We start from the raw sequence: 12,375 nt of genomic DNA on the forward strand, positions 1-12,375 counted from the left end.
TCCGTGTTCAGCCATTCGCGCGTTTCTTTCTGTAACCCATCGAGTCATTGATGCGGCCGAGTATGTAGTCGCCGGCCGCGACCGGGTCATACAGTGGCGGTGTATCGCTCAAGCCGAGATCGCGGGGATCGACACGGGCGCCGTAAGTCGGATCGTAGAAGGTCGCGATTGAATAACGCTCTTGTCCCGAACTATTGATCACGCGATGCAGCGTCGAACGAAATCGATCGTTCGACCAGCGCGCGAGCAGATCGCCGACGTTCACCACGAGCGTGCCGGGAATGGGCGGCGCGTCGATCCAGCTATCGGTCGCCAGCTCCTTCACTTGCAGGCCGCCCACGTTGTCCTGCCACAAAAGCGTGATGCATCCGTAATCGGTATGCGGCGCGACGCCGAACTGATCGGCGTCGGATTTGGGCGCTTGCGGCGGGTAATAAACCATCTGCGTGCGCTGCATGCGCTTGGTGTATTTATCGGTGAAAAACGCTTCGTCTATATCCAGGCTCACCGCGACCGCGCGCAGCAAATCTGCGCCGCATGCACCAATCGCTTCGTAATAACCATACAACGCCGGTCTCAGCGACGGCATGAAGTCCGGCCAGTTGTTCGGACCGCGCAATGCTTCGCCCGCGAGGACGCTGGGATCGTCCTCAGCCAGTTCCAGGCCAATGCTGAAGAACTCTTTGTAATCAGGCTTGGTCGCCTGATACATGACGGCATCGCCAAGCGCATTAAAGCCGCGATGCCGATGATTCACCGCCACGCGACGCTTCACTTCCGGCGCATGCGCGAAAAATTCGCGCGCACCTTTAATGGCGCCGTCGAGCACATCGGCAGGCACGCCGTGATTGCTCACATAGAAGAATCCGATGCTCGTGCAGGCGTCGCGGATTGCCGCAGCGGCTTCGCGCAAGCCGACGGGGTCATGCGCGCGAACGGCCGCCATATCGACGACAGGAATGTGGGAAGCCGATCTCATCCGTGACTCCAGAGATTTGAATACCGTCTGTTCATAGCCGCGAAAGCACATCAAGATCGCGGCAACATCGTCTGTATATACCGCCAATTACGCGAGCGCAACCCGGCGTTTGTTCGAACTTGATCACGCTTTCCTACAAGGCCGACACTGCCTCTCAAGAAGTATTTTTGACACGGTTGGCACCGCAAATTGACGGTATATACTGAATTGCACCATCCGGATTTCAGCGCTTCTGCCAACCCAACGCCCATCAATCCGCTTGCTCACCTGCGCAAACTCCATGAGGCCAGGTGCTCTTAAATCAGGGGAGTTCAACAATGAATGTGTTCTCGAAGTGGAAGGGTCGTTTGCTCGTGGCCGCGTTGGTCGCGACAGCGGTTTCGGTTTCGGCTCACGCGGAAGACCAGTTGGCGAAGGTCAAGAAGGCGGGTGAACTGGTCGTCGGAACTGAAATGCAGTTTGCGCCGTTCGACTTCCTGGAAAACGGCCAGCAACAGGGCTTCAATAAAGACTTCTTTGCTGAACTCGCGAAGGAAATGGGCGTGAAGGTTCGCTCGATCGACTTGCCCTGGCCGAGCGTGCTGCCAGGTCTGGAAGCCGGCAAGTTCGACATTGTCAGCGGTCCCGTGACCATCACCAAAGCGCGCATGGAACGCTACGAATTCATGCTGCCGATTGCGGATGGCACGGTTGCATTGCTCAAGCGCGCGAACGACACGAGCATCAAGACGAACGCCGATGTCGCCGGCAAAGCCGTTGGCGGCGGCAAAGGTTCGGCGCAACTCGACCAGTTGAAGCAGTACGTCGCGACGTTGCCGGGCAAAACGAACGTTCGGGAATACATCGACAATAACCAGGCCTATGCCGACCTTGCTGCCGGCCGGATCGTCGCCGTGGGTAACTCGCTACCGAACATTGCCTACGTGGCGCGTCAGCGTCCGGATACCTTTGCCGTGGTGCAGCCGCCGTTCGGAACGAAGGTGTTCTTCGCCTACCTCGGCCGCAAGGACCCGGACAGCAAACCGCTTATCGATGCAATCAACAAAGCGATCATCAAGATGCATGGCGACGGCCGTCTCGCAGCACTGCAGAAGAAGTGGTTCGGCGTAACGATGGATACGCCGACAACCATGCCAACGCCTAATTATTGATCCAGGAGCCGATGGCGCCGTGGCGCCTTCGAATCCCCTGCCGGACAGCACATGTTCAGCCTTCATGCATTGTTGGACGCCCTGCCGCTACTCATCAAGGCCGCGCAAGCCACGGTCCTGATTTCGCTTGTCGGGCTGGTGGTGGGCTTTGTCGTTGCGATCGCCGTGTGCAGCGCGAGGCTTTCGAAGAATGTTTTCATCTCGAAGCTCGGCGGTGCGTACGTCGGATTCTTCCGCGGCGTGCCGCTGCTCGTGCAGCTTCTGCTGACCTACTATTTTTTGCCATTCATCGGTATCAATGTGCCGCCGCTCGTCGCCGCTGCCGCAGCGGTGTCCTTGTGCGAGGCGGCTTATCTCGCCGAGATTCTGCGTGGCGGGTTCATCGGGATTGCGCATGGGCAACTCGAAGCCGCGCAGTTGCTCGGGCTGTCGCGCATGCATGCCGTGCTCCGCATTCAGGTGCCTCAGGCATTGCGCACGACACTGCCGTCGCTCGTCAATGAAATGGTGATGCTCGTGAAGGCCTCGTCGCTGATCTCGGTCGTCGGCGTCGCCGATATCACGCGCACCGCACAGAATATTGCAGCGAGCACATACCGGCCGCTTGAAGCGTATGTCGCGGCTGGGCTCGTGTATCTCGTGATCAACGGCGCCTTGTCGCTCGCCGGGCATCGCGCGGAACGCCGGCTCGCGCAGGCATAGGCATAGACAACGCCATGGCCCTTCACTTCGACCCATCGGTCCTTACCGATTCCCTCCCTGCCCTCGCCGAAGGTTTCGCGACGACCATCGCCGTGTGGATAGGCGGCGTGCTGATCGGCATGGCGATAGGATTCGCCATCGCGTTGCTGCAGATTTTTTGCGGCAAGTGGGTGCGCGGTTTTTTGCGCGCGTATATAGAGGTCTTTCGCGGCACGCCGTTTCTCGTGCAGCTATTCGTGCTGTATTACGGCGGCCCATCGTTCGGGTTATCCCTTGAACCGTTGACGGCGGGTATCGTTGGATTGGGCCTGTATGGCAGCGCCTATTTTGCGGAAGCGTTCCGCTCGGGTTTTACGTCGGTGCCGCGCGGTCACATGGAGGCGGCGCAATGTCTCGGCTTCACGCGGCTGCAAGTCATCATGCGCGTACAGTTGCCGCAGATGCTCGTGATCATCCTGCCGGCGCTGACGAATCTGATCATCGTGCTGAGCAAGGAGACCGCGGTGTTGTCGGTCGTTACCGTACCGGAACTGACGTTCGTGCTGACGGGTATCGGCTCCGAAAAATTTGCGTTTGTCGAAACGCTGCTCGCGTTGTGCGTATGTTATCTCGTGCTGGTGGAAGCGGCTTCGCGCGCCGGGCAATGGGTCGAATTGCGTGTCGGCCGTTTCCTGACCCGATGAACGCATTAAAAACGCCGACCTCATTGTGAGTGCTGAATCATGAAGAAACCGATTATCGGCAACACGCCGGCGCAGGCTGAATATCTCGTCGATGCCCGGCATGTCAGCAAGCATTTCGGCACGCTCAAGGTACTCGACGACGTTTCGCTCGCCGTGCGCAAGTCGGAGGTGACGTGCATCATCGGGCCGTCGGGTTCGGGCAAAAGCACCCTGCTGCGATCACTCGCGTTCCTCGAGGAATACAGCGAAGGCGAGATTTACATCGAAGGCGAGTTGCTGGGTTATGTGACGGAGCGCAACGGCAAACGCGTGCGCGCACGCCAAGCCGAGATCAATCGTGTGCGCCGGAATGTCGGCATGGTGTTCCAGCAATTCAATTTGTGGCCGCACATGACGGCCATGGAAAATGTCGCCGAAGCGCTGGTGCGCGTGCGCAAACTTCCGAAGGCGGAAGCACATAAACGCGCGCTCGCCATGCTCGACAAAGTCGGCCTCGCCGATCGTGCGAACAACCATCCCGCGCGTCTTTCCGGCGGCCAGCAGCAACGCGTCGCAATCGCACGCGCGCTCGCCATGGAACCGCACATCATGCTCTTCGACGAACCCACGTCCGCGCTCGATCCGGAGCTCGTCGGCGAAGTGCTGCAGGTCATGAAGAACCTGGCGAACGACGGCATGACGATGGTCATCGTCACTCACGAAATGGGTTTTGCAGCGCAGGTTGCGGATACGGTCATGTTTATAGATCATGGCAAGATTGCCGCGCAGGGCTCGCCCGAGGACGTGTTTCACAACGCCCAGCAGCCACGCCTTCGACAGTTTCTGCAAAACTATCTCGACAGGAACGCGTTCTGGACGCGTCGTGAGGACCCCGCTGCCGGCAGCATGCCGGTCTTGACAGAATCCAGCAGGATGTAAAAACATGAATACAAACGGGCTTTCGAACCCAGCATCTGCAGCGCAGGAAACAGCCGTGCCACTCGCGCGCTATGAGCGCGTGAAGGAACATATCCGCACGCGCATTCTCTCGGGGGAATGGCGGCCGGGCGACCGCATTCCGTCGGAGATGACGCTGGTCGGCGAGCTGGGCGTATCGCGCATGACGATCAACCGCGCGTTGCGCGAGCTAACGGAACAAGGGGTATTGACGCGCTTTTCGGGCGTCGGGACGTTCATCGCGGAAGAGAAGCCGCAGTCCACGTTGCTGATGATCGCGCATATAGGCGACGAGATTCGTGCCAGAGGTCACGAGTACGGTTATTCGATCATGCTTGCCGTGCGTGAGGCGGCCGCAAGCGATGTGTCCGCCGCGCTAGGTCTGGCGCCTGGTGCGTCCGTGTTTCATGTGGTGTGCGTGCATCGTGAGAACGGGGTGCCGGTGCAACTCGAAGACCGGTATGTGAATCCGGAAGTCGCACCGCATTTTCTGGAGCAGGATTTCTCGACGGTGCGGCCTTCGGAGTATTTGTACAACACGGTGCCCGCACATGAAGTCGAGCACGTGGTCGATGCCGAACTGCCTTCCCGCGCCGATGCCCGCTTGCTCGAGATCGGCCCCGATCAGCCGTGCCTGACGCTGGTGCGCCGGACGTGGGCAAATAATGTTGCGGTGACGTTCGCGCGCTTCGTGCATCCAGGTACACGATACAGATTGGGATGCCGCTTCAGCAGCGACAACCTTCAGCGGCAGAGTTGAGAACGACCCGGCCGCCGTAGGCTTGAAAACGACTAAACCGTGCCGTGCGACGCGAATTGCAGCGGGCAGAATCCGGCAATCTTGCCGCTCCTCACCTGCTTCGCCACGGCCACGATATCCGGCGCGAAGTAATGATCGAGCTCGTAATGCTCGACATCGGCGCGGATGGATTGCATGACCGGCTGCAAACGCGGACTCGTCAGATGCGGCGCGCGCAAGTCCACGCCCTGCGCCGCCGCGAGCAATTCGATCGCGAGGATATGGGTCACGTTCTCGGCAATATCGCCCAGCTTGCGCGCGGCGAACGTCGCCATGGACACGTGATCTTCCTGATTCGCCGACGTCGGCAGCGAGTCCACCGATGCCGGATGCGCGTAGGTCTTGTTCTCCGATGCAAGGGCGGCCGCCGTCACATGCGCGATCATGAAGCCCGAGTTCACACCGCCATCGCGAACGAGGAAAGGCGGCAAGCCGGAGAGCGTGGCATCGATCAGTAGCGCAATGCGGCGTTCCGCCAATGCGCCGATTTCCGCCGCGGCAATCGCGAGGTTATCGGCGGCAAACGCGACGGGCTCCGCATGAAAGTTGCCGCCCGAAAGCACTTCGCCCGTGTCCGGGAAAATCAGCGGATTGTCCGATACGGCGTTCGCTTCGATCAGCAACACGTTGCCTGCATGACGGATCTGGTCGAGACACGCGCCCATGACCTGCGGCTGGCATCGAAGGCTGTACGGATCCTGGACCTTGTCGCAATCCTGATGCGACAGGTTGATGCCCGAGCCTTCCAGCAAGGTGCGATACGCAGCGGCTGCATCGATCTGCCCCTGGTGGCCGCGCAACGCGTGAATGCGGGCGTCGAAGGGAACGACGGAACCCTCGGCGGCATCCACCGACAGCGAGCCCGACACCAGACCCGTCCGGTAGAGGTCTTCGATTGCGAACATGTTGTATAACGCGAGCGCGGTCGATGCCTGCGTGCCGTTCAAAAGCGCGAGTCCTTCCTTGGCTTGCAGGGTCAGCGGTTCGAGGCCGACGGACTTGAGTCCATCGATGGCAGGCGCCAGCTTTCCGTCGAGGAACACTTCGCCGATACCCATCAGCACGCCCGACATATGCGCGAGCGGCGCAAGGTCGCCCGATGCGCCGACCGACCCCTTGACCGGAATGACGGGCAGCACGTCTGCGTTGAACAGCGTGATCATGGCGTCCATCACCTTGCGGCGAATGCCGGAATGACCACGCCCCAGGCTCGACAGTTTCAGCGCCATCAACAAACGGACGACGGGCGGCGACATTGGCTCACCGACACCGACCGCGTGCGACAAAACCAGATTGCGCTGCAGGAGTTCGAGCTGGTCTGCGGGAATATGCGTGTTCGCGAGGCGGCCAAAACCCGTGTTGATGCCGTAGGCCGGCAGACCTTTCGCGGCGATGTCCTCGACGGCTTTTGCACTGGCATCGATAGCCGCGTGGCTTGCCGGGTCGAGTTCGAGCTGCACGCGTTCGCGTGCGATCTGGCGCAGTTGCGGGAGGGTCAGTTTGCCGGGGGTGAGCTTCATCATCGGTGTTGTCCTTGGGCGTCAGGCTTGCGCGTTTGCACGCAGGGGCTATCTTGTCTATACAAGAGCATAACCGCGAGTCTAGGACAACAAAATCGGTATATACAAGTATTTTCTGATTCAGGACGAACGAAAACCAGCGCCGTACCGGCCCTGGAGCCCGCAACAGCGGGGAATGCCGCGTGAAACTGGTGAAATCCAACCGTTCGTCGAATTTTGATCGCAACGCCGAGCCGGTCCATTCCGCATCCTGAAAAACTTCTGTCTATACCGCATCCCGGGAGACATCCGAGATCACGGTCTCGAGCAGCGCGGCGCAATAAATGAACGTGCGGCACATGAGCCGCGCATTAGTCGACACCTGACGCGGGTTGCGGGTGCTGTTCGAGCGAGATAAAGCTGCCGCGTTCGGCCGAGGCACAGGCGGCCCCGCGCTCAGCGGCCGGCCGACCGTGGATGATCAGTCACTAGCCGTGCACGACACCGCGTGTCAAATGCCCGCTTTGTGCGCCGCGAATATGAGCCGCAAACCGAGCGCGGCAACGGCCGTTGCAGCAATCCGGTCAACCCATTTCTTCGCGCGCAGATAAACCTCGCGCGGACGGCGGCTGGAGAAACCCAATGCTACGACGGTGTACCAGCCCGCCTCGATGCCGAATAGCAAAGGCGGCAGCACGAAATAACACCAGAGTGGCGGATGTTGCGGCAACAGGGCAGCAAAGATACTGCTGTACCAGATCGCGGTCTTCGGGTTGCTGAGTTGCGTACTCAGGCCCATCCAGAACGATTTCCGAAGATTGCGGGCGTGTGCGGAGCGCGTTTGGTCGACGGATATGGGACTCGATGCACCCCGCCAGATATTGAACGCAATGTAGATCAGGTAGAGGCCACCAGCAATTTTTAACGTGACATAGAGCCATGCGACGGCGGACAGCAGCGTGTACAAACCCGCCAGCGCGATGCCGCTGAAGAACACACCGCCTACGCCCATGCCGAGTGCGGTCGCGAGTCCATCGGCGCGGGACAGGCCAATTGCATTGCGCGCGACCAGCACGAAGCTGGGACCGGGGCTCATGGCGCCCATCAGGATCGCGGCGAGGATGGCCAGGACAGCGGCTGAGGCAGTCATCGGAAAGCTCCTTTGTGTGACAACGAAGCGGTTGGAGGCTTGAAAAATAACACGGTACGGCTTAAGTGGCTCCTTTTCCCCGGCCAGATGAAATCAGGTCTCGGCTGGTGTCACGCGCATCTGCCATGCGGCAAGCAACTCCGCCTGCTTGCTCAACCAGCGCTTGGGCAATGCTTGCGATCCCCATTGATCGGTCCTGCTTGCGTACCCGCCCATGAACCAGAAATGGCGGACTGGTCGAAGGCACGTGAATATCCATCAGTGAAGCGCCGTCCCATTCAACGTGACTTTCGTGACCGCACTCGATTGCAAGCTCCACTTCGCGACAATCGCTGCGTACGTACCGTTTGCGATCAACGTATTGAGCGCACCGAGCACGGCATCGCGCAATTTTGGATTCGACTTGGCGAACGCAATGCCTTCAGGCGATGTCGCGAACGGCTCGCCGATAGGCTTGTACGTATTCGGTTCAAGCTTCATTGCGTACGGCAAGGTCTCGCTGCCCTGCACGCCCGCTGCAATGCGTCCTTGCTTGAGTTGCATGCGCGCGGACGCGGTATCTTCGGTTCCCGCAACGGTGATCGCGCCCTTGCCCGCGCCTTCGCAGTTTTTCGCGCTCCACGCGGCGGTATCGGCGGGAAACGATGTGCTGCGGCTCGTACCGACCGGCTTGCCGCACAGGTCCGGCGCCTGTTTGATCTCATGCGCCCGCGACGCAAGGATATAAAACTGCGCGCCCGAATTCAGGTAGTCCAGAAAATCCGCGGTATCGCGACGACCGGGGACATCGCTCAGGCCGCTCAGGATCATATCGACACGACCCGTCGCCAGCGATGGCAACAACTGTTCAAACGCCGATTCCTGCCAGTCGAACTTCAGGCCGAGTTGCTTGGCAATCGCGTTGCCGAGGTCGATATCGAAACCAACCAGGTCCCCGCTTTCCGGGTCCTTGTATTCCATCGGCGGATAGATGGAGTTCACCGCGACCTTGATCACTTTCGACTTTGCGAATGCATCGGGCAAGGCCTGCGCGTGCGCGCCGCTCGCGAACAGAAACGTCGAGAGGCACAAGGCCATCAGGCTGGAAACGGCACGCATCGGGTTCAGCTTGTTCATGAAAGACACACCTTATGAAGGTCTTGTGAAGTTGCGAAGGATCGTTACGAAATCTCGGGACGTAGTGGCCTAACGCACTACAGGTCGTGCATCGGCATCGCCGCCGAGCCATTGCGTCAGAGTCCGGACATCGGCGAGAGTGTCCAGATCGAGCAGCGCCGTTTCAAGCGCATCGACTGAGGCTTCCGGAATCGTCATACCGGCCAGCGCGCGGAATTTCGCAACCAGAGCCGCGTCCGAAACCGGATTGCGCGGATCGCCGAGCGGTATGTCGACGCGTCGCGAACGCGGTTCGGTATCGGATATCGCGAGGGTGATCACGGGTTCGTCGAGATCCGACATGGCAGGATCGATCTCGAGCGTGATGCGTCGCATGGCCGCCGCGATACGCGGGTCGTGACGTTGTGCGTCGAGATATGCGCCTATGCCAGCCTGGCCGTTCACGAGCGCCGTGGCGATGGCGTACGGCAAGCTCATTTGCGCCGATGCAAGCGTGTTGAGATCGCGTCCGCCGCACATCTGGTTCACGAACGCGCTCAGGCTCACATGCACCCCGGTCAGCTTGTCCAGGTCCGCAGCGCGTCCTTGCAGGAGTTCAAGCGTGGCGTCGATCGCCGCATGCGTACTCCGGCATGCGGCGTGTGGCTTGATCGAACAGCGCATCAGTTTCCATACCACGCCAATGTCCGCGAGCAATGCCTCGGGCTGCTGTGTTTCACGCGCGAAGGCATTGAAGAAACCGCCCCATACGTCTTCGAAGATTTGTGTCGGACCACTGACGCCCTGGCGCGCGAGCAGCGCGGCAAGCAGGCCGCCTTCCGCAGCGCGTCCCGTATGCATGCGCTTGGTCTGCGATGCATCGTGTATGAAGCCCCACAACCCGCCGCTGAAACTTCCGGCGTGGCCGAGCGCGGCGGCGGTCTGAATAGCGTCGAGACCGAGCAGGCGCGCGCTCGCCGCAGCCGCACCGAACGCGCCGCATGTCATGGTGGAATGCCAGCCGTAGTTGTTGTGTGGCGAATATCCGCCGCACGCTTCGAGCACACGCCGGCCGACGTCGTAGCCTAAGACGACCGCCGTCAGAAATTCGCGCCCTGATACAGCGCGATCGGTGCAGGCAAGCGCCGCGAATGCAGCGGGAAGGACGACTGCGCCGGAGTGGTCGCAGCCGCCGGCGTCATCGAGTTCGAGCGCATGTGCTGCAACGCCGTTGACGAACGCCGCGTCACGCGCGTTAAAACTCTGCGACGTACCCCATGCGCGTATTTCGCCTTTGCTTCCCAGGCTCATCAGTGCACGCACGCTGCGCGCTTCAACTGCCGTCGCACCGCCCAGAGACACGCCGAGCGTGTCGAGTATATGGCGCTTCGCTTTATGCACGACAGCGGCCGGAAGCGTCTCCCCCGAAGTCTCTGCGACAAACCCCGCAAGCCGTTGCGACAAGGTCGATTTGCCAGCGTTCATGCCTGCTCCTGCTTGTGCCGTGCATACACTTCGACCGGGTGACCGGGCTCGTTGCTCGTGACGCTTTGGCGCCACCACGCGGCCATCTCGGCGCCCGTCGCGAACCAGACATCGTTGCGTGAGCGGATGTCGGCGAGCAGTTCACGCAGCACATCGATGCGCCCTGCCGTGCCGATGATCTCCGGATGCAGCCGCAGCACGAAGCACAATCCAAATCGATGAAACGCCGCGAAATCATGCTTCCAGTTCTTCAGCACTTCACCGTACGACGGAATGCGGGGCTGCCCAACAGGAACCGCCGGCGACAGGTTGTATGCGAAGTAAGGCTCGTCTTCGAGCTCATAGTGAAGCGGCAGTTCTACGAGCGGCGGTGTAGTGATCGTCGTGTCGGAATCCGGCAAATGGAAATACGGCAGGTCATCGCCACGCCACGACGACGACCATGTGACGCCTTCATCGCGAAGAAAGTCCGCGAAGCCCGGCGCCCAGTTTCCAGTGAACGAACGGAAGCCCTCGGCGCGGTGGCCAAGCACGTTTTCGAGCGCGGCTTGTCCCTGCCTGAAGACGTTCTTCTGAGCGTCGAGCGTGAGCGTATCGAAGTCCTCGCAGACGTAGCCGATATTGCCTATCTCGTGCTTCTGCGCATCAATGCGCGCGACCAGTTCGACATGCGTCTCGGCAACACGGCCCGGCACGAACCAGCTTGAACGGACATCGAATTCTTCCAGCGCATCGAGCACGCGATCCACCCCGCGCTTGGCGCCGTAACGCCATACGGATAACGATTTTTCGCGGCCCGCGATGCGCGGTTCCTGCGTGAGGATGCCGTGTTCGTCGTTGAAATCGACCGTGATGACGACGGCGCTTCGCGCATTGTCGGGCCACCGTATTGTGTTCATCGTTCAGGCCTCCGTGTGGTTATCGTGCCACCATTGCGCCACATCGCGACACGTGGCGAACCACACGTCGCCCTTCGCGTGCATGTGATCGAGCAGGTTTTCGAGCAGCGCGATACGCCCCGGCTTGCCCGAGACTTTCGGATGAAACAGCGTCGTCAGGCACAACCCGTCGCGATGCGAACCATCGAATTCACGACGCCAGTTGTCGAGCGTCGTGTCGTAGCTTGCAATGCGGTCGAGGCTCGCCGGAAAGTTTGGATTGCGGTGATATGCAAGCGACGCATAATCGTCCATCTCCCAGCGTCCGGGGATCTCGACCATGGGAGTGTCTCCGTTTTCTGCCGGCAGGAAGTACGGACGGTCGTCACCGCGCATGGAGCTCGAGTAGCGCACGCCGGCTTCCATCAGGACGCTGATGGTGTCAGGACCCCAATCGCCCGATGGCGTTCGGAAACCGACCGGGCGCATGCCGAGATGTTTATCGAAGGCTTGCGCGGAGCGCTCCATGACCGCGCGTTGTCCATTGCGATCGAGCGTCCAGAATGCTTCATGCTTGTAGCCGTGGTAACCGATCTCGTGTCCGCCTTCCAGGATCGCCGCGCATTGCCTAGGCCAGTTTTCCAGCACCCACGCAGGCACGAAGAACGTGGCCGGGACCTTGCGTTCCGCGAGCATGTCCAGCAGACGGCCCAAGGCACGCCACGGCCCGTAACTGCCCAGCGTGAAGTACGAAGGGTTTTTCCAGATGGACCCGTCGAGCATCGCGTCACCCGTGGGTCCGTCGAGATCGAAGGCCAAGGCGAAGCAGGATCGCTTGCCATCCGGCCAGCGTGGTTTGCTCAAATCAGTTGTTGGCATCGATGACGGCCTTTTTCACTGCGTGTTCCTGCCAGCCCCATTTCACGGGGATCTTTGTTACGTGCCATCAATCGACGCCGACGACGGCCCCGTCTTGAAGCGCCCGCCCCACAACCGGTTTGAATGCTCGCTCATGCGA

The 12,375-nt window shown here is 60.4% G+C and carries 12 protein-coding genes; 5 read left to right on the forward strand and 7 right to left on the reverse strand.

Annotated features, from left to right (window positions below; genetic code table 11):
- Positions 1 to 7 precede the first annotated feature (7 nt).
- The gene (locus tag AX768_RS07450; protein ID WP_062000850.1) at positions 8 to 979 is read right to left on the reverse strand and encodes an isopenicillin N synthase family dioxygenase; all 972 of its coding nucleotides are present in this window, start codon (positions 977 to 979) and stop codon (positions 8 to 10) included.
- A 317-nt stretch (positions 980 to 1,296) separates the two neighbouring features.
- On the opposite strand from AX768_RS07450, the gene AX768_RS07455 reads away from it, so the two are divergent.
- Genes AX768_RS07455 through hutC form a run of 5 tightly spaced genes read left to right on the forward strand, consistent with a single transcriptional unit; the run spans position 1,297 to position 5,211 of the window.
- Positions 1,297 to 2,130: a transporter substrate-binding domain-containing protein gene (locus AX768_RS07455; protein ID WP_061999427.1), complete on the forward strand. Its 834-nt coding sequence runs from the start codon at positions 1,297 to 1,299 to the stop codon at positions 2,128 to 2,130.
- A 51-nt stretch (positions 2,131 to 2,181) separates the two neighbouring features.
- On the forward strand, positions 2,182 to 2,832 hold the full coding sequence (locus tag AX768_RS07460; RefSeq protein WP_061999428.1) for an amino acid ABC transporter permease: 651 nt from the start codon (positions 2,182 to 2,184) through the stop codon (positions 2,830 to 2,832).
- A gap of 14 nt (positions 2,833 to 2,846) precedes the next feature.
- A complete protein-coding gene (locus AX768_RS07465) occupies positions 2,847 to 3,515 on the forward strand; it encodes an amino acid ABC transporter permease (RefSeq protein ID WP_061999429.1) in 669 nt (222 codons plus the stop codon).
- Positions 3,516 to 3,554: 39 nt separating this feature from the next.
- Positions 3,555 to 4,433, forward strand: coding sequence for an amino acid ABC transporter ATP-binding protein (locus tag AX768_RS07470; RefSeq protein ID WP_061999430.1), 879 nt, complete (start codon positions 3,555 to 3,557; stop codon positions 4,431 to 4,433).
- Positions 4,434 to 4,437: 4 nt separating this feature from the next.
- Positions 4,438 to 5,211 (forward strand): histidine utilization repressor, encoded by a 774-nt coding sequence (hutC, locus tag AX768_RS07475; protein WP_061999431.1) that lies wholly within the window; start codon positions 4,438 to 4,440, stop codon positions 5,209 to 5,211.
- A gap of 32 nt (positions 5,212 to 5,243) precedes the next feature.
- Here hutC and hutH read toward each other — a convergent pair whose 3' ends face one another.
- The 6 genes from hutH to AX768_RS07505 all read right to left on the reverse strand — a co-directional run bounded on the left by hutH (position 5,244) and on the right by AX768_RS07505 (position 12,236).
- A complete protein-coding gene (gene hutH / locus AX768_RS07480) occupies positions 5,244 to 6,773 on the reverse strand; it encodes a histidine ammonia-lyase (RefSeq protein ID WP_061999432.1) in 1,530 nt (509 codons plus the stop codon).
- Positions 6,774 to 7,260: 487 nt separating this feature from the next.
- Positions 7,261 to 7,899 carry a LysE family translocator gene (locus tag AX768_RS07485; protein WP_061999433.1) on the reverse strand — a complete coding sequence of 213 codons (639 nt, stop codon included), beginning with the start codon at positions 7,897 to 7,899 and terminating at the stop codon, positions 7,261 to 7,263.
- A gap of 258 nt (positions 7,900 to 8,157) precedes the next feature.
- A complete protein-coding gene (locus AX768_RS07490; RefSeq protein WP_061999434.1) occupies positions 8,158 to 9,015 on the reverse strand; it encodes an ABC transporter substrate-binding protein in 858 nt (285 codons plus the stop codon).
- 69 nt (positions 9,016 to 9,084) lie between these two features.
- Positions 9,085 to 10,479 (reverse strand): MmgE/PrpD family protein, encoded by a 1,395-nt coding sequence (locus tag AX768_RS07495; protein ID WP_061999435.1) that lies wholly within the window; start codon positions 10,477 to 10,479, stop codon positions 9,085 to 9,087.
- A complete protein-coding gene (locus tag AX768_RS07500; protein WP_061999436.1) occupies positions 10,476 to 11,378 on the reverse strand; it encodes a polysaccharide deacetylase family protein in 903 nt (300 codons plus the stop codon). The genes AX768_RS07495 and AX768_RS07500 overlap by 4 nt, the downstream gene beginning before the upstream one ends.
- 3 nt (positions 11,379 to 11,381) lie before the next feature.
- Positions 11,382 to 12,236, reverse strand: a complete 855-nt coding sequence (locus AX768_RS07505) for a polysaccharide deacetylase family protein (RefSeq protein ID WP_061999437.1) — start codon at positions 12,234 to 12,236, stop codon at positions 11,382 to 11,384.
- Positions 12,237 to 12,375: the final 139 nt, after the last annotated feature.

The organism is Burkholderia sp. PAMC 28687 (assembly GCF_001577465.1).
Taxonomy (GTDB): Bacteria; Pseudomonadota; Gammaproteobacteria; order Burkholderiales; family Burkholderiaceae; genus Caballeronia.

Excerpts from the sequence above, each read along its gene's own strand:
- AX768_RS07470 (WP_061999430.1), top strand. The coding sequence starts at position 3,555 with ATGAAGAAACCGATTATCGGCAACACGCCGGCGCAGGCTGAATATCTC.
- AX768_RS07450 (WP_062000850.1), bottom strand. The coding sequence starts at position 979 with ATGAGATCGGCTTCCCACATTCCTGTCGTCGATATGGCGGCCGTTCGC.
- hutC (WP_061999431.1), top strand. The coding sequence starts at position 4,438 with ATGAATACAAACGGGCTTTCGAACCCAGCATCTGCAGCGCAGGAAACA.
- AX768_RS07505 (WP_061999437.1), bottom strand. The coding sequence starts at position 12,236 with ATGCCAACAACTGATTTGAGCAAACCACGCTGGCCGGATGGCAAGCGA.
- hutH (WP_061999432.1), bottom strand. The coding sequence starts at position 6,773 with ATGATGAAGCTCACCCCCGGCAAACTGACCCTCCCGCAACTGCGCCAG.
- AX768_RS07490 (WP_061999434.1), bottom strand. The coding sequence starts at position 9,015 with ATGAACAAGCTGAACCCGATGCGTGCCGTTTCCAGCCTGATGGCCTTG.
- AX768_RS07465 (WP_061999429.1), top strand. The coding sequence starts at position 2,847 with ATGGCCCTTCACTTCGACCCATCGGTCCTTACCGATTCCCTCCCTGCC.
- AX768_RS07500 (WP_061999436.1), bottom strand. The coding sequence starts at position 11,378 with ATGAACACAATACGGTGGCCCGACAATGCGCGAAGCGCCGTCGTCATC.
- AX768_RS07495 (WP_061999435.1), bottom strand. The coding sequence starts at position 10,479 with ATGAACGCTGGCAAATCGACCTTGTCGCAACGGCTTGCGGGGTTTGTC.
- AX768_RS07460 (WP_061999428.1), top strand. The coding sequence starts at position 2,182 with ATGTTCAGCCTTCATGCATTGTTGGACGCCCTGCCGCTACTCATCAAG.
- AX768_RS07485 (WP_061999433.1), bottom strand. The coding sequence starts at position 7,899 with ATGACTGCCTCAGCCGCTGTCCTGGCCATCCTCGCCGCGATCCTGATG.
- AX768_RS07455 (WP_061999427.1), top strand. The coding sequence starts at position 1,297 with ATGAATGTGTTCTCGAAGTGGAAGGGTCGTTTGCTCGTGGCCGCGTTG.